The following is a 16332-nucleotide window of genomic DNA, read 5'->3' as shown; positions in this document are numbered from 1 at the left end:
AGGCATCTGCATGGAAAGCGACGAGCGCGGGTCGAAACCGCTTTGCGTGGTCAAAAAACCGCCCCACATCGCGGATGCTGCGGCCCCTGCAGCCCATGGACGAGCTTTCAACGAGGCAGTACGCCCATGGACATCGAGATCGCACAGAAGTGGCTCGACCAAGTGGCGGCGACGTGCAACACCTTAGATCCTGAACTCATCCTGGACCGCACGCGAAGGCGGCGAGGTGCTCCTGAAGCCGGAGGCGCGTGATGAATGACGATCTAGCCGGCACGGGCGATCGATCAGGGCGTCAATGGAGGACGTCAAATAGAAGGACCTCTCTGCCTGCCAACACTCCACGTGACCGATACCCCGCGCACCACGGCCGACAGATGCTGCGCTAGGCGCTGCTCGATCACGGGCCGCCACGGCACGAGGCTGAAGCTCACGCCGTCGTCGAGCACGGCGAAGCGCCCGCTAACGAGCTGGATCGACCGTTGATAGATGCCGTTGGCCTGCTGCCCATCCTGCAGCGGTCTGTAGGTCTTGCCGGTCTGGTCCCGCAATGACTTTCCGGCAGCTGCAAGCTCACGATCTCTCAGGGTTACCAGCAGATTGCGCGCGAGGACCACACGGTGGCCCCGGCGCTCGGCCAAGCCCTGCTCGCAGAGGAAGTCGACGCGGGATTGCATCGCGTCGCACACCTGGGCACCAAAGCCCTGACGCGCGACGCCCGCGTCGGTCACCAGCTTCCGGTCGAGCCATGTCGCGCCGATCGCTCGCACCTGCTGCTCGATGGCCAGATGCGAGTGCAACTCGATCACCCGGGCCGCGGTCTTGCGCGCGTCGTTCTGCTGGGTCCTCTGGATCAGATCGGCCGGGATCCTCCACTTGCCCTCGGGCACGCGCTCGACGAGACCAGCTCTGCGCAAGGCTTCGAGCCGGCGCACGTGAACGTCGAGGGTGGCCTGTGGATCGCCATCACCGGCGTGCCGGAGCCTGTTCAGATGATTGATGGCGTCATAGATGCCGTTCTCCGACACGGCGACGATCGTCCGGTCGACGTCCTTCACCCTGCCCTGCTGCGGAGCCTCGACGATGGCGTGCAGCGGAAGCTGAGACAGGTCGACCTGTGCCGGCAACTGCAGATGATGCGCTCGGCCGTCGATGCCGTCGATGACCAGGTAGCCACGGTCGTTCAGTTCGTCGGCCAATCCCTTGCCGACTATGCGACCGATCACCGGGACGGCGCCAGCGCCCTCTGCGCCGTGCACCACGAGTTCACGCTGCTGACCCTTGAGCGCTCGTCGCATCGCTTCCAACGCGTCCTCGCGTTCACCCATCGTCTTGAGCGTGGCCGCCATGCTAGGTCGGAGCTTCCAACGATTTGCACCCGCCCGCTCGGCAAGTCCGATCTCTTCGAGCCGCTGCAGCCTCACCCGCAAAATGTTCTGACGCTGCCGAGCCGGGGAGTGGCCCGTGAGGTCGATGCTGACTTCCCGGTCGGCCTGCCGGATCAACGCCCGGTCTAGGCCGGTCAGCCGCTGCTGGTCCACCTCGCGCATCAGGCTCTGCCGAATCTCGAGCTCGGTGCGCGGGCCCAGCCACTCGGTGGCGATCTCGCTGGCGCGCATGCGCATGCCGTGCGCCATGTAGTTCGGGGCGATCACCAGATCCTCTCCGCTGGCGGTCCGCCCGCTCAGCACGATGTGGGTGTGCGGGTTGTCCGTATCCCAGTGATCGACAGCCACCCAGTCCAGCCGGGTTTCCAGGTCTACCTCCACACGGCGCATGAGTTGGCGGGTGAATTCCTTGAGGTCATCCAGTTCCAGCCCGTCCTCGGGTGCGACGATGAAGCGGAACTGATGACGGTCGCCCTGTCCGCGTTCCTGGAAGGACTTCAGGTCGACTTCGTTGGTGTCGGCGCCGTAGGCCCGACCCTTCCGTCCATCGCGCGTGACACCATCGCGCTCGATGTAGCGCAGGTGGACAGCGACGGACTTCACAGCGGCGCGCTTGAGGACGACGAAGCGACTCTTGATGACGACACGCCGGGCATTCGGGCCGAGGCGTCGTCCGGCCACGGCGGCCGCGATCCGCCCTCGTCCGAAAGTGCTCGCCGGCCGCCCCTCCTGTTTGCCGAAACGCTTCACTCCGGCCTTCGAGATTTCCTTGAGCACCTGCGCGATGAAGCGCTGCGGGCCCGGTCCGGCCCGCAACCTCGGCGCCGCCGGCTTGACCCGGAAGCGATCGTCGTCATGTCCGGCCATGGCAAAGCTCCGAGCGCCCCGGGACGCAGTCCGTCGTAAACGGCACGAGACAAACGCCGCGGCCACGTGGGTACCCGTGACTGCAAGGCACACGCGAGATCCCTCGCGGTGCCGCGCCAAGCCCACGTGCAGACTGGTATTTGGGGGTACGGCGTGCCGTCCTTTTTATCTGGCCCTCCGCCTCCGCCTCCCGCATCCGCTCCCGGCTCCGACCTGCCGCCAGCCGCGCACGGGGGGCGCAACGCTGCCCGAAGGGGAGCGGCGGTGCAGCTCGCGCTGCACGCTGGCGGCGGGCCCTCTGCAAGACCAGGTGCAGCACGGACGCACGTCCGGCTGCAGTTCGACGGCATGCTCGTTCGCAGGAAACCGCGCAGTTCATGGTGCACCCCATGTCCACAAAGGCCGCGCGACGCCCAACACGGCCGAAGCGGAGATGGGCCCAAAATACCGGCTGTCGAACGACGCCGGGTTCGTGTCGCCGAGCAGAAACAGTTCGCCCACCGCAAGGGGGCGGCATTGCGACCAGGCTTGCAGCGGGCGATGCGCGCCGTCATGCGTTCGCAGGCTCGCCACCACGGCACCGTCAATGCGCACGAGCTGATCGCAAACACACACCGATTGCGGCGCAAGCGCGCCGATGCGCTTGAGGATCGGCACGCCGCTCGGCAGGTAGCCGCGCTGGGCCGCGAAGGCGGCCACGTCGGCCGGAAGCCGTGCCAGCACGATGCTGCCGACGTGCAGCGAGGCTGCGCTTTCCATGCGGCCGATGCGGTACCAACCGCGCGGTACGCTGTCGCTCGGGTTGTAGACCACGAACACGCGATCGTGCGCCCCCACCGGCATGACGGCGGGCGCGCACAACGCAGCCAAGCCGACGCCCATGCAGGCGAAGAGCAGGCGCGGCGTCATCGCAGCGCCCGGCGCGCCAGATGCGCCGCATGCCGCTCAGCGGTGTAGGCCGGCAGCGGCTGGCGCGCAGCCAGCCGGTTGCCGGCCGTGCGCCAGTACGTGACGGCCACCATGCACGGGTCGATGCCCGAGGCCTCGATGGCGTCGATCGCCGCGAGCACTGCCTTGACCTGGATCTCGCCATCGGCGCGCAGCAGAATGCGCGCGCCCGGCTGTACACCGGCAACGCGCTGTGCGCCGTCGGACGGCATGGGGGCCTGCAGCACCATCAGCTGCCAGAGCGCCGTGCCATAGTCGTTGCCGATCCACTTGACACGGCAGCAGACCGCATCCGGCTCGAAGATCGCGACGCGCCGCCAGCGATCCAGAATGGTCTCGTGCGCTGGCCGACCGAAGCGCAGCCAGACGTTCACGCAATGCTCGACGAAGGCCAATGACACCCGCATGGAGGTAGGCCCTCGCGTGGTCCCGGGAGATACGACGGCCGAGGGCGAGGACTGCGCAGAAGGCGGCTGCGGCTGCATCACGGTTCACCTCCGCCGTACTCTCGCTCCAGCAGTTCGCGCAGCATCTCGGCCGCGGTCACGCCGCGCTTGAACGCGACCACCTTGATGTGACCTCGCAGCGCCGGCGTCACGTCGATGGTCAAGCGCGCGGTGTAGATCGACGCCTTGATCGCGGCCGCAGGTTCGTCGGCCCGCCGCACCCAGGCCGACGCCGGATCGGCAGCCGGCCTGCGGCCGATCGGCGCGCGCTTCGGCGAGGCGGATGTCGCTCGCGACGTCATCGCAGCATCTCCCGCACGGCCTGCGCCAGCGCAGCGATCTCGCGCGCCGCGGCGCACGACGGCGCCGCTTCGCAGGCGAGTCGACCGGCGGCAACGCTGTCGGCAAACACGATGCGCTGCGAGATTTCAGCGGGCAGTGCAGCGAACGGCTGATCGGCCAGCGCCGCGCGCGCCTCACGCCCGATGACCGTCCCCACCACACGCCGGTTGATCACGAAAGCGGCGCGCAGTTGCGGCCGAAACACCCTCGCTTCGATGACGAGTTGCACCATCTCGTGGCTGGCCCACACGTCGTAGGCACTGGGCTGCACCGGGATCAGCACCAGGTCAGCGGCCAGCAATGCGGAGCGCGCAAGGGCCGCGACCCGCGGCGGGCCATCGATGACCACGTAGTCGGCCTGCGAGGCGATCTGCGGCGCCTCCTGGTGCAGCGAGTCCCTCGCGAGTCCGAACACGCCGTACAGCCGCGCCTGACCGTTCTGAAGCCGCCGCTGCGCCCAGTCCAAGGCCGAGCCCTGCGGATCGGCATCGAGCAGCGTGACGTGGCTTCCCTGCATCGCCAGCTCGCCGGCCAGATGCGTGGCGAGCGTTGTCTTGCCTGCGCCGCCCTTCTGGTTCAGCAGCGCGATCACCTTGCCGGGCCGAGGACCACTTTCCCGCGAGCGGTTCTCGGCTGTCTGGCCCGTTTGGGCTGCTTCGATCGAAGCACTGCCCGTTGTTTGAGCACCTTCGGCTCGCGCGCGCGTGACTTCCATTTATGTATCCCTTTAGATGTTTAGGGAGGGGCGAAACCGTTGCCGGGCACGGCCTCCGGACCGATCGGTGCGGGCGATCCACCGATAGTTCTGCGGGTGATCCACCGAGGGTCATGCGGGCGATCCACCGAGCCCGTCCCCACGTCATCCACAGGTTCTTCAACAGAAACTGTGGATAAGTCCCTATGAAACGGTTCGCCCGGCATCGGCCGGAAAGCCAACCACTCCATGCCACCACTGCGCTCGATGGACAGCCGGTAGCCCGGCAGCGCCTGGCGCCTTACCAGTTGGCGCACCTGCAGTGCGAAGTCGGAGCGGCGCTGCAGGCTTCCGGACTTCAGGTGCAAGTGGCGCATCTCGAAGCGCCATCCCGCGGGCTGGCGCCCGCCGTGCTTGCGCACCAGCCGGTACAGCCAGCGCTCGATGCCGCCGGAAAGCCGGAAGTACGTGGGATCGAGCGTGAGCACCAAGGCTTCGTCCATCACGCCCGAGAAGAACCAGTCGGCCAGGATCAACTCGATGCCGTCGGCGCGTCCGTCGGGTCGGATGTACTCCTTCCATTCGTTGATCCAGGAGAAGCGGTGCACGCGCATCGCGCCGTTCGGACGCTCCCGCTGGCGCAGCGTCGTGGCGACGGTGGTGGACTGCAGCCGGTCCAGCGCGGCGCGCAGCGCCAGGTAGTCGCTGCGGCCGGTGCCGCGCTGCGCAAAGCGCAGGATCTCGTAGGGCGTGACCACCATCAGGCGCGAAGGCGCGATGCCTTCCTTCTTGGCCTGGACGATCTGGCTCGCGGCCCAGATCAGCACGTCCGCATCCCAGATCGTGGCGATGCCGTGCTCGGGCACCCCTTCGACGGTGAGCGAGACACCTCCGGCTTCGAAGCGGATCGGGACGGCGCGCGGCGACTTGGCCAGCGAGAAGAACGGGTAGGCCATCAGGTCCTGCGCATCGCGCAGCGCCATGTCAGCGCCCGGCAGCGCGCGGAACAGCGACAGCTGTTCGCGCTCGCTCTGACGCTTCGACATGGTGATGTTTCCTGCCCGCTCGCCGGTCAGCGGACGGAGTCGCGCTGCACGTAGCCGGGGTCGGACGTCATCTCATAGGCCCGGCTGTTCGCCCAGGCCCGCAGATCCTCGATCGCGTAGACGACGCGTGCCCCGAACTTCCGAAAGCGAGGCCCACCGCCCAGCACGCGATGCTTCTCCAGCGTGCGCGGCGACAAGCGCAGGAAGGCGCCCGCCTCGTCGGTGGTCAAGAACTCGGGGTTGGCCGGCGCGGCGGGCACCGCAAGGGGTCGCGGCGCAGCCGTCGCAGCGCGGGCGAAAAACGGGGAACTGGCACTTGCCATGAGGGCCTCCATCGTTGTCGCGGGGCCGCGAACCATTCGCAGCCCAATGGAGGCAGTCTCGGGAGTAAGGGCCTTCTTGCGCAGGGAGATATTCAGCGCACCGGTTCGTCTCCGGGAGACTCAGTTGCAGTGCGCTGTATGCCCGCGAGGCTCAAATAGCCACCGCTCATGTACGCCTCGGCGCGCCGCAGCAGGTGCCTGACTGCGGCGCGCAATTCGCCATCGGCATGCCAGCGCACCGCGGCTTCGAAGCCGAACAGGGCCTGGGCAATCTCGCGGTGCGACGCGCCGGCTTGCGCGCCGTCGAGCGCCTGCAAGGCGCGAAGATGCAGCAGCGCGGCACGGGTGACAGCCCGCGTGGAATTGCCGGCAGGCGCATGGCCCTGAAGAACCTGCGCTTGCGCGTTGAACGCATCCAACTGGCCGCGCAGGCCAGGGCCGAGCGGGACGGCGCAGGTGTAGGCCGCGCCATCGCAGAGGTCATCGGCCAGTGACATGCGCAGCCGCTGTGCGGACACCTCGGTCAGCAACGTGAGGCCCGAGCCGCCGAGCGCCAGGCGCTTGCGGCCAGGCACGCGCCAGAGGTCGAAGGTCGGCCGGGTCGAAGCGCCGTGCGCGCGCGAAGCGCGCACGTGCAGCAACTCGTCAGCCGCCGTGATCCAGTACGGTCGCGCTTCGCGCGCATCGAGACGGGGATCTTCGGCGCTGTCGCAACCCCCACCGCTTGAGCGATGCGGCGCGCCGTGCCCAGTCCGCCTGGTACTGCGGATGGCGGCGCAGGTACTCCCACGCGAGCGCGGGACTGTCGAGATCGAGCGTGTAGAGGTAGGCCGCCGACGCGCGCCAGGGCGCGCTCGGCAGGCCTTCGGCCTTGCGGTCGGTCATAGCAGAGCTCACTTCATCTTGCTTGCGCGAAGGCTGCCACAGGCACGGTCGATGTGGCTGGCTTTTGCGGCGATGCGCTGTCGCGCGGGCGGCGACGATCCCGTGCGCCCCGCCCACCGATGAAGTTCAATCGTTGATCGACCCGTCGCGCTGCGCGTCGGCCGTGTAGCCGGAGAGCGGCTGACGAGCCCTGAAATGCGGATCGGCGACGATGCGCAATCCCTGGGGTCCGCGCACACGCTCGAGCGCCGACAGGTTCACGTGCCCGAGTTCGGGGAAGCCCGTGCCGGCATCGGTCAGCCCATAGGCGCGATCGCCATCGGCATCGAGTTCGGTGAGTAACCAGCAGGCCGAGGCGTCCAAGGTGTACAGCTTGACGACGGGATAAGGATCGACGGCGCGGCCATCGGCGCGCGCTGCGCCGTTGGCCAGCATCTGGTCGCGCTGTTGTTCGGTGAGGAATGCCATGGCTTCGAGAGGAGACCTTGGAATGCTAGTGCGACAGACGAAGATCTGTAAGTCGAATTGGTGACTTCATGCGACACAAAGCTTTGCGCGATGCCTCGCCGTCGAATCGCACTCGATAACGCCTTGATGAGAATGCGTTTTGAACACTATAGATTGTAGCCCTATAGAGGTCGATAGGTTGTCATCGCCGTTCCCCGACGAACGACCGAATGACCTCCGCCCCCCACTCTTTCCCCGCGGCTCTCAAGGCTGTGCGGAAAGCCCGTGGCCTGAGTCAGGAAGCGTTTTCCGATGTGTCGAGTCGCACGTACCTGAGTTCGCTCGAACGCGGCCTGAAGAGTCCGACCCTCAGCAAGGTGAGCGACCTTTGCGAGGTCATGGACGTGCATCCACTCACGCTGCTGACGCTCGCCTATGGCAGCGACGACAAGGCCAGAGACAAGCTCTTCGAGCGTGTACGGCGCGAGTTGGCAGAAATCCAAGGTTCGCACACAGAATGAAAGCGCGACCGGTTGGTCGCGCCTTTGGCGCTACGCCACGATGCGCCCTGCCAGCCGCGCCTCGCGCGCGTAGCCGCTCAGCCGTTTGTCAGCGACGAAGTAGAGATCGCGCTCAATAGGCAACCCCCATCTCCCGCGCAAACCCTCCAGCTCCGTCAGGCTCACATAGCCGAGTTCGGGAAAACCTTGCCCGAGATCGCAGAGTCCAAACGCGATGTCTTCGGAATCGAGTTCGGTCAACAGCCAGGTCGCGCCCGCGTTGGGCGTGAACAGCTTGACCACCGGCCGCGGATCGAAGTCGGGGTTCTCGGCCGACTCCCGGCCGTTGGCCAGCAGCAGCACGCGTTGTTCGTCGGTGATGAGCGTCGTCATGGTCTTTCTCCTTGGAAGGATGCCGGGCGGAATTGCCCGAGACCGGAAGCGGCACGGCGCAGCGCAGCCGTCAGGGTTCGAAGACGGCCGCCAGGACGCCAGCGTGCAAGGCACGCGCAGACCTTGACGGCCAGACCGGCGTGCGACGATGAAGGGAACAGCAAGCCAGCCCTCCCCCCTGCATGCACCCGCATCGCAAGCGGCTGCACGCAGCACCGCAGGTGCAAAGGCGTCAGGGATGGAAGCCCGAACGGGGCGAGACGCCATGGGCGGCTCGATGCGCCAGCACGACAGCGCGGTCCGGCACCGCCGGAGACGCACGGATCCGTGAGCCCTCGGAAGCGCATCTGCTGACATCCGCTGAACCGCGAATCCGGTATGGCGCATCTCCGCAAAGCCACAGACACACGAACCCGGGACATCGGCTTTACGACGAAGTGCGAACACGACATCACGCTTTTGGGCCGATCCGCGCTGCCGCAAAGGAACACGGTACCCAGGAACTGGAAATCAGACGCGACAAGGCCCACGAGCACTCGCGGACCGTCGAAGCGATTGGCGGAAGACGGCACCCCGCCGCAGCGGGGCGCCGAGGGCGACGCTCAGTCGCCCTTGCTGCGCGACCAGATCAGGTTGTGCGCGCCGTCATCGCCCTCGACCAGGCGGGCATAGATGGTCGCCGGGAACGACGGGTCGTCCAGCGTCACCGACAGGTAGGGCCGGTCCGCCTTGCTGACCTTCTTCCACGCCGCGCCGATCTCGAGGCCGTTGCCCGCGACGACGCGGTAGTCCGGGGCGTTCTCGCTCGCCTTGTCGCTGGCGGCGATCTTGACCTTGACGTTCAAGGTCAGGGTGCGAACCGTGCCGGTGTAGCCGTTGCCCGATGCGGTGAAGTTGCCAATGGTGCTCATGATGAAGTCCTTTCGAGGTTGATCCAGGTCCGCGCCCATCGCGGCCTTGGCGTGATCCGGACGGCGCGGGTTCGGGCGCGCCGCACCGAAGGCCGCAGTGCAGCGGAGGACCGGCAGGCCCGAGAAATTTGCCTCGCGAGGAATCTGCGCAGCAGAGGGGAAATTTGTCGGGCCGGACGGTTGCGGCGATGAAGCCCGAGGCAAGCGAAACGCAGAGCAGCGCCGCCGTGCCCGCGCCAGGATTCACGACACATACAAGGCCGTGGGCGCGGACCTGTCCTCGCAAGGGACGCATGCGCCCGGCAATTGCCCGCGGAGACAGCCTCCCTGCACGGATTCGGCTGCGGCCGAATGCCAAGCCGGCAGACAGGCGAAGACAAGGGAGAACGCTCCGCCGCGTGGCGGCACACAAGATCGGCATCGGCGGCGTGTAAATCGGAGAGCATGGCGGATGGCCTGTCGGTGACTACCACCCGTTGTTCACGGGACCTGCCCGCCAGCGTCGGGGACGGCGCCGCATTCCGGAACCCAGCGCAGCAAGGCCTGTCGCAGCCCTGCACCCGTTCTTCGACGGGGCTCACTTTTTGAGATGTCGGCGGCGCAGCCGCTGGATGTGAAAACGCGCGCGGCACACCTGCCGCGCGCGTCGCGCCGATTCAAAAGTCCCGGCCCGCAGGCCGGGGCGCCATGCTCACGCGACAGCGTGCATGTCCTCGCGGTCTTCTGCCTCGGCACCGCCGCTGGACTCGGCATCGGTCTCGGCCTTGCCCTCCGGCGCGGCCTGCATTTCGGCAGCAATCTCCCGCCCTCGGAACATCACGGGCAGCCAGCCCGTTCCCGCCGCCAGCCGCTCGGCCTCGCTCGCGAGTTCGGCCTTCCTCAGCTTCGTCAGCCGGTTGACGTGATCGGGCGCAAACGCCTGCACCGCTTCCAGCGCCTTGGATTTCGAGACATGCTCGAAGTAGCCCGCAGCGGTCGGCGTCCACCAGTCGTGCATGTCGAGGTTCACCGCCTGCGCGAGCGCAGCGGCGGGGACTTCTTCCTCATGCGACGCCAGCGCGCTGACTGTGGAGGCCACGCACACCGCCAGCAGCGACAGCAGTTCCTGCTGCGGGAAGGCCAGCAGTTCGGCGAACAGCGCATCGGGGTTGTTGGGAAGGCGGTCGGCCCAAGCCTGCCGGACCTTCCCCATGCCGATGGCGGCGCGCGACTGCGCCATGTCCGGCGCATGCAGCCCGAGCCCATCCTGCGGCGTGGCGCTGATATCGACCGGCGAGCCGCCCGAACCGTAGCAGTCCACGATCACGCGCAGCGCGAGGCGATGCACCATAGCCACCAGCGCAACCTGCGGGTGCCGCGCCACCTCGGCCTGCAATGCCGCCGTGCGGTGCGCGCTGAGGCGCCTCGCCAGCTTCTCCGAGATGTCGGGCTTGGCCGGTTCTTCGGTGGCCGCGCTCGAGCTACTGGCGTTCGTGTCCTCCTCCTGCCGCGCCTGTTCCCGCAACGCCTTGGCCTGTTCCTCGCGCAGCAGGCCGCGATGCACGACCACGCCGCCCATGGGGTCCAGCGACACCATGGCGCCGGCCAGCGCCACCGCGGCGGGCGGGTACTCGACCAGTTGGCGTTCGATGGCGTCCAGTTCGTTGCCCAACTCGTCCATTTCGTCGTGCAGCGCCTGCGCCTGCTCGTCGGTCATGTCCTCGTTGTCGTCGTCCAGCCGCTCGTGCAACGTCGATTGCCGGTCTTCCAGCTTGGCGATGCGCTTGGCCTCGGCCTTGCTGGGTTCCCGGCGCGAGCTGCGTGCGCGCTGGAACTGGTACAGATGGGATGACGTGGCGCGTGGGACGGCATCCACCCAGGCCCACCCTTCGGCCCGCACTTGCTCGACCATCGGCGCGAGCCTGTCGCGCGCCAGTGCCTCCAGCAGCGCGCCATCCGTCAGAAAGATGCCGTTCTGGTCGTCCGCGAACAGGTCGCGGCGAACACCGCCACCTGCCTGCTCATAGGTCTCCAAACCGACGAAGCGTGCCACCGCATCGCGGCTCGCGTCGATCTCGTCGCTCGTCAGGTGATCACGCAGCGCCTCCGGGCTGCGCTGCCATTGCGGCGAGTCGTAGAACGCGGCTTCCTGCGCTGCATGGTCGTCGGTGATGGCCAGTGCCATCAATTGCTCCAGCGTCACGGCCTGCAATTCAAAGTCCGCCAGCAGCCGAGGCGAGACATTCGCGAGCTTCAAGCGCCGCCGCACCACCAAGGGCGTCACGCCGAAATCGGCGGCGATGTCTTCCACGGGCCGGCCTTCGGCCACGAGGTCTTTCCAGGCGAACAGTTCCTCGATGGGCGACATGGCCTCGCGCTGCACGTTCTCCGTCAGGCTGACGGTGCGGGCCGCATCGTCAAGCACGAGCAGGCAATGCACCTCATGGCCCTTCGCCAGCTTGCGGCGCTTGACCAGCAGCTTCAACGCGGCCAGACGCCGCCGCCCGGCCACCACGTCGTAGTGCTCGCCATCGGGCGCGGCCACCACGGTGAGGTTGTGCAGCAGGCCGACGCGCACGATGCTCGCGGCCAGTTCGGGTATCGACGTGCCGCCGCTCTTGCGCACGTTGCGGTTCGAAGGCCGCAGCTTGGACAGCGGGATCAGCAGCAGTTCCTGCGAGGCGGCGACAGCGCCGGCCGTGGCGACGGCGTTGGTTTCTTGAAAGGTAGCGGTGTTCATGGTGTAGCTCCTATGAGGAAACATGGAAAAGGCGGGGAATGAATGGAGAGGCTTTGCGCCCCTCCGGGCTTGGGGTTCAGGCTTTGAACTGGCGCATGCCATCGGCCAGCAGCCACAGGGCGCGGTTTAGCCGCAGGTTCTGGTCGATGCCCTGCACCGGACGCGTGCTCTGGCGGCGCCCGTTGGCGGCGCGCCCGTTCATTCCGCCCTTGATGAGGTTTTCCTGCGTGCGGTTGAACACGCTCCACAGGTCGCGGCGGTCATCGTCTGTGCGACGTGGCATCAGGATTTGCGCTTCCGTGACGGGCGCGGGCTTGTCCGGATCGTCGTACTTGAGGATCAGTGCGGCGCGGGCGAACACCTCCGACTCCCCGGCATCCAGCGCAATCGCCTGCATGGCTTCGCGGGATTCCGATGCATGGTCGAAGCCGCCCAGAACCTCATACGCGCCCTCGATGACGTGGCTCGCCACATCGCCCTTGTGGGGCACCCGCACATCGGCCACGGTGTCGCCGCACACCAGCCCGTTTTGGCAGACGAAGCGAAACATGCCCGCCAGCATCTGGTAGCTGCTGGTGCCGTCGTGCGAGTTCAGCAGGATGATTTCGTTGGCCTCTCGGCCGTTGATCTGGCTCGCATGGCGCAGCCGGATCATGTGCTTGGTGAAGTCGCGCCGCCCCTCCTGCCGCACGCGGGTCTGGCACACCATGAAGGGCTCGAAGCCCTCCCCTCTCAATTCCCGCAACACGGTGGCCGTGGGGATGTAGCTGTAGCGTTCCGAGCGGCTGCCGTGGGGAGCCTCCGCGAAGATCGACGGCGCCACGGCCCTGATCCGGTCATCCGACAGTGGGGATTCCGAACGCAGCACCGGCGAAGCCGGTGCGAATCGGGAAGCGAGTTGCATGATCTTTCTCCTGACAAGGTTGGCTGTTGAACAACCCCCACCGGATTCCTAGATTCGGAGCCCTCTTCGGGTCTTCCGGTGGGGTCGGCACGAAGAACCCGGTTGGCCTCGTTGCCACCGTCTTTCCTGAGTTCATCGCCCGCGACGGCCAGGAGCGCGCGGACGGGTGCCGTCAAGGAAACAAGCGTCAGGTAGGTGCGGCCCGCAGGCGCAGCCGAGGACTCGGCCTGGCGCGCCTTGACGGCACCCGGCCGCGGGCTACAGTCGCGCACAAGGTGATGAGGTCAGGAAAGATGGCTGGACAGGCAACGGCCCGCCCTTCACGCCGACCCCACGCAAGCGAAGCGCGCAGCGCCGCAGGCGCGAAGACCGATCGGCACAGCCGGTTCGGCGGGATCACAGGGACGCCAAGCACAGCGCGGTGGGGAAGTGCTGCACAGCCGATCCCCTGAAGGCAAGCGCAGCGCGCAGGCCCGGGTTAGCGAGCCGGGCCGAAGGCGTCAGCCGAGCGGAGCGCGGGAACGATGGAAGCCCGAAGGGGGCGAGACCCCAAGGGTGGCTCGATGCGCAGCACGACAGCGCGGCCGGCCATGTACCCTTGGCCGGGACACCCAAAATGCGTTGCAGGTGCGAAGAAGAACCTATTGCGAAGAAGATGACCGGCACCATGACCACCATCTATATCGACGAAAGCGGCCACAGCGGCGACATGATCAACAGCGGGAAAGGCTACGACTTCAAAGGACAGCCTTACTTTGCATTGGCCGGCGTCGGACTTGAGGATGGCCATGACTGGGAAGGCCGCATCAGTGAGCTGCGAAGTCGCCACCGCATTCCTCCGGGTGAACTCAAGTCGAAGTCGCTGACCTCCAAGCCGAAGTTTTCCGCCGAAGTCATCGCCGCCTTGCTCGACCAGGAAGCGCCTCTTTTCGTTGAGCTCGTCGACAAGCGCTACTTCATCTGCACCAGCATCACATCGTTCCAGCTTCTGGCGCCCTGTCTCGGCTACCCCGAGTCGATGGAGCTTAACTTCCTCAAAAACACAGTTGCCGACTTCTTGCACTTCCACGCATCTGAGCGCGTGCTGGACACGTTCATCGCATCCTGCTTGGCGCCAGAAGACGCGACTCTTCGCGCATCGTTCGCCGGCCTGCGCGAGATGGCCACGCAACCGACATATGAAGGGGCGGCAGTGCAAATCGCCCAGGGAGTCGCCCACATGGTTGAAGTGGCCGAAGCCGAGTACTGCGAGCTATGTGATTCTCAAAGCGAGTCCTGGCTGCGGTTTCTTCCGCCTCCTGATCTCAACAAACATGCGAAGCAGGTCTGGATGCTGCCGAACCTGACTTCCTTCACCAGCATCTACGCCCGAATGAATCGCTACTACGGGCGCCGCTTGGCCGGCATCCGGCTGGTGCACGACCAGCAGTTCGAGGTGGAGAGCATCCTGCGCCAGGGCAAGGCCACTGCCGAGCACCTGGGTAGCACCATGGAGCTCCCCTACACGCCACAGTCCGACTATCGGTTTGAGGAAGAGGCCGCCCTTGAATTCAGTCAGTCACATGAGACCGTGGGGGTGCAACTGGCCGATGTCGTGGCCGGAGCCACGATGCGCTTCTTCCGTGACATGGACACTGGCGCATCAGTGTCCCCCGAACTGCATGGGGCCATCATGCGGCTCATCTCCGAAGGAGATGAGCGGACCGGCTACGGCCTCAATCAAGTCGTGCCGACCGCGAATGTTCGCAGCGCAGGCCTGGGTGCTTGGGTTCTCAGCTCCCGGGCGCCGAAGGGCTCACGCTGACGCACTCAGCGCTGTGCAACATGGGCATCTGAAAGCGATGCCTCCAAGGCTTCCTCGAATCGCGCTGCCTCGTGCCTCATCCTGTGGTCCATTCGTCCAAATACATTCCGAAGCTCAACCCGATAGGACGCCCTTGTCGGAGAAGCCGCGCCCCGGATCACGGCGGTCATGAATGAGGATGCGACGTCAGCGAGATCGCGGTTGCCCTGAAGCTTGATGTGACTGCGAATGGCAACTTCCAGCAGATACGTCTTGAAGGATGTGGAAATCTTGTTGCTTGGAATAATGTCTTCCAGCATCGAGCCAAGCACCTTGGTGGCTTCCTTGGAAATGAAGTGCCGGTCAAAGCCATCGGCGGTGCGCGTGTCCATCGGGATCTCTGAATCCTCGATGCGCGCGCACTGTTCAGCCCAATCAGTGGCGACGCTGACCAATCGGTAGAGAAGATAGTGAAAAGGCGTCGGCCACTCCTGATATGTCTGTTCGTCAGGCGCCACGGACATCTGCTTCAGTATCTTTTCCGCAAAGTGCCCGAAGTAGTGCAGCCACATATGGTCCTGCAGCCCCTGATGGATGCCCTCGTGGACCATGATCTCAAAGAGCGTTATGCCGGAATTGATCGGGCAACGGAATTTGCCTGCGTCACGGTAAGACCCCAGCGGCCCGTTCAGCTTCTCAATCAGTTTTCCATCTTCTTCCAATCGCCGGCATACCGCCTCTCCAACGGCCCCATCTAGACCGTTCTTGACAGCTGCAGCGGCGTCGGCGAAGAAGAAACGCAGCAGCCGGTTGTTCTCCGGCAGGTACAGACGACTCCCGCCATTCAGGTTTTGGTTGTTTTTCAGCTCCACGTAGAGACGACTTCCCGGCGCATCGAGCAGTGCATCCATGTAGTGATCGATGAAGTCGGACCGTACCGTTTCGTCGGCTTCGAGGAGCTTGAGGCAGAAGTGTGGGTGAGCGACTGCCAGGTGGATGGTTAGTTCGGGAGACGTGATGAGATTCACGAGGACTGCACGAGCCTGCGCGCTGGTCCCGTCACGTCTCACGCACCAGGACTTCAAGCCCTGCAGCACAGCACTCCAGCGCCGGTGCCAAACCGGCTTCGCACGGGGTCGTGCCCCCCGCAAGAGAGCAGCCATGTCAATGCTCGGTGGATCGAGCCGGTCAACCCAACGGGCGAGCGTGGGTTGCTCTTGGCTCAGGCGAATCAGCTTCGGCAGTTGCGGCTCGACCAGCAACACCAGTTCGTCGTAGCGCTTGGTGAGAAGCACATTCTCGATCAGCTCATGAAAGACGCCGACTCTGCTCCGGGCCAGCGTGGGAGATCTTGTTCTCCAGAAAAAGTAGAAGACGACAGCAAGAAGGAGCAGGTAAACCGTGCTCGTGCTGTCGAATCCCCAACGCCAGGGTCCCAGGCTGTAGTACAGCCCGAGGCTTTGCAAGGCAGGCGCGAACACCAAATAGTGGGCGAGGAGAAAGACCGCGCCGCCGACGATCCAATCCGGCCAGGTCATGCAAAAGCGAAATCGCAGTCTGCTGGTTGGTGAAATGAGTGCCCACACTGCGGCGATGACACCCAAGATCGTGAGCAAGTTCGTCGTATCGATTGCGGTCGAAGCTGTCATGGCTTACTGTTTCGCGTCGTTCATGACCGAGCAGGACTGTTTGCGCGTGCCAATTTTTGCCAGGCGGTCCGTGAGCACGTGCGTGCACCC

The 16332-nt window shown here is 65.7% G+C and carries 17 protein-coding genes and 1 pseudogene; 3 read left to right on the top strand and 15 right to left on the bottom strand.

The window, feature by feature from the left end:
* Nucleotides 1–126: 126 nt before the first annotated feature.
* Nucleotides 127–252: a hypothetical protein gene (locus tag VHAB30_RS31260; RefSeq protein WP_268894283.1), complete on the top strand. Its 126-nt coding sequence runs from the start codon at nucleotides 127–129 to the stop codon at nucleotides 250–252.
* Nucleotides 253–305: 53 nt separating this feature from the next.
* Here VHAB30_RS31260 and VHAB30_RS03235 read toward each other — a convergent pair whose 3' ends face one another.
* The 10 genes and pseudogenes from VHAB30_RS03235 to VHAB30_RS03195 form a co-directional block, all read right to left on the bottom strand.
* Nucleotides 306–2252 (bottom strand): DUF3363 domain-containing protein, encoded by a 1947-nt coding sequence (locus tag VHAB30_RS03235; protein ID WP_159275785.1) that lies wholly within the window; start codon nucleotides 2250–2252, stop codon nucleotides 306–308.
* Nucleotides 2253–2627: 375 nt separating this feature from the next.
* Nucleotides 2628–3161: a S26 family signal peptidase gene (locus tag VHAB30_RS03230; RefSeq protein WP_159275784.1), complete on the bottom strand. Its 534-nt coding sequence runs from the start codon at nucleotides 3159–3161 to the stop codon at nucleotides 2628–2630.
* Nucleotides 3158–3607 carry a DUF2840 domain-containing protein gene (locus VHAB30_RS03225; protein WP_455342402.1) on the bottom strand — a complete coding sequence of 150 codons (450 nt, stop codon included), beginning with the start codon at nucleotides 3605–3607 and terminating at the stop codon, nucleotides 3158–3160. The genes VHAB30_RS03230 and VHAB30_RS03225 overlap by 4 nt, the downstream gene beginning before the upstream one ends.
* A gap of 77 nt (nucleotides 3608–3684) precedes the next feature.
* Complete coding sequence (locus tag VHAB30_RS03220) at nucleotides 3685–3948, bottom strand: chromosome partitioning protein ParB (RefSeq protein WP_159275782.1); 264 nt, start codon at nucleotides 3946–3948, stop codon at nucleotides 3685–3687.
* Complete coding sequence (gene parA, locus VHAB30_RS03215) at nucleotides 3945–4703, bottom strand: ParA family partition ATPase (protein WP_235926407.1); 759 nt, start codon at nucleotides 4701–4703, stop codon at nucleotides 3945–3947. The genes VHAB30_RS03220 and parA overlap by 4 nt, the downstream gene beginning before the upstream one ends.
* 200 nt (nucleotides 4704–4903) lie before the next feature.
* Nucleotides 4904–5728, bottom strand: a pseudogene (locus VHAB30_RS03210) (replication initiator protein A); the annotation flags it as partial.
* A 26-nt stretch (nucleotides 5729–5754) separates the two neighbouring features.
* Nucleotides 5755–6051 (bottom strand): helix-turn-helix transcriptional regulator, encoded by a 297-nt coding sequence (locus VHAB30_RS03205; protein WP_216850689.1) that lies wholly within the window; start codon nucleotides 6049–6051, stop codon nucleotides 5755–5757.
* 92 nt (nucleotides 6052–6143) lie between these two features.
* The gene (locus VHAB30_RS03200; RefSeq protein ID WP_235926799.1) at nucleotides 6144–6683 is read right to left on the bottom strand and encodes a DUF2285 domain-containing protein; all 540 of its coding nucleotides are present in this window, start codon (nucleotides 6681–6683) and stop codon (nucleotides 6144–6146) included.
* A 13-nt stretch (nucleotides 6684–6696) separates the two neighbouring features.
* A complete protein-coding gene (locus tag VHAB30_RS31085) occupies nucleotides 6697–6936 on the bottom strand; it encodes a transcriptional regulator domain-containing protein (RefSeq protein WP_235926404.1) in 240 nt (79 codons plus the stop codon).
* 126 nt (nucleotides 6937–7062) lie between these two features.
* Nucleotides 7063–7404, bottom strand: a complete 342-nt coding sequence (locus VHAB30_RS03195) for a DUF2958 domain-containing protein (protein WP_159275780.1) — start codon at nucleotides 7402–7404, stop codon at nucleotides 7063–7065.
* A 209-nt stretch (nucleotides 7405–7613) separates the two neighbouring features.
* Between VHAB30_RS03195 and VHAB30_RS03190 the strand changes: the two genes are divergently transcribed.
* Nucleotides 7614–7904, top strand: coding sequence for a helix-turn-helix domain-containing protein (locus VHAB30_RS03190; protein ID WP_159275779.1), 291 nt, complete (start codon nucleotides 7614–7616; stop codon nucleotides 7902–7904).
* A gap of 30 nt (nucleotides 7905–7934) precedes the next feature.
* Here VHAB30_RS03190 and VHAB30_RS03185 read toward each other — a convergent pair whose 3' ends face one another.
* The 4 genes from VHAB30_RS03185 to VHAB30_RS03170 form a co-directional block, all read right to left on the bottom strand.
* Nucleotides 7935–8276 (bottom strand): DUF2958 domain-containing protein, encoded by a 342-nt coding sequence (locus tag VHAB30_RS03185; protein WP_159275778.1) that lies wholly within the window; start codon nucleotides 8274–8276, stop codon nucleotides 7935–7937.
* 602 nt (nucleotides 8277–8878) lie between these two features.
* Nucleotides 8879–9187, bottom strand: a complete 309-nt coding sequence (locus tag VHAB30_RS03180) for a DUF736 domain-containing protein (RefSeq protein WP_159275777.1) — start codon at nucleotides 9185–9187, stop codon at nucleotides 8879–8881.
* Nucleotides 9188–9878: 691 nt separating this feature from the next.
* A complete protein-coding gene (locus VHAB30_RS03175) occupies nucleotides 9879–11906 on the bottom strand; it encodes a ParB/RepB/Spo0J family partition protein (protein ID WP_159275776.1) in 2028 nt (675 codons plus the stop codon).
* A 76-nt stretch (nucleotides 11907–11982) separates the two neighbouring features.
* Nucleotides 11983–12810: a DUF932 domain-containing protein gene (locus tag VHAB30_RS03170; protein WP_159275775.1), complete on the bottom strand. Its 828-nt coding sequence runs from the start codon at nucleotides 12808–12810 to the stop codon at nucleotides 11983–11985.
* Nucleotides 12811–13477: 667 nt separating this feature from the next.
* Here VHAB30_RS03170 and VHAB30_RS03165 point away from each other — a divergent pair.
* Nucleotides 13478–14614 (top strand): DUF3800 domain-containing protein, encoded by a 1137-nt coding sequence (locus tag VHAB30_RS03165; protein WP_159275774.1) that lies wholly within the window; start codon nucleotides 13478–13480, stop codon nucleotides 14612–14614.
* A 5-nt stretch (nucleotides 14615–14619) separates the two neighbouring features.
* Here VHAB30_RS03165 and VHAB30_RS03160 read toward each other — a convergent pair whose 3' ends face one another.
* Nucleotides 14620–16242, bottom strand: a complete 1623-nt coding sequence (locus tag VHAB30_RS03160; RefSeq protein WP_174250203.1) for a hypothetical protein — start codon at nucleotides 16240–16242, stop codon at nucleotides 14620–14622.
* Between the last annotated feature and the right edge of the window lie 90 nt (nucleotides 16243–16332).

This window comes from Variovorax boronicumulans (genome assembly GCF_009811375.1).
Classification (GTDB): domain Bacteria; phylum Pseudomonadota; class Gammaproteobacteria; order Burkholderiales; family Burkholderiaceae_C; genus Variovorax; species Variovorax boronicumulans.
This window is presented reverse-complemented; position numbering and strand designations above follow the sequence as displayed.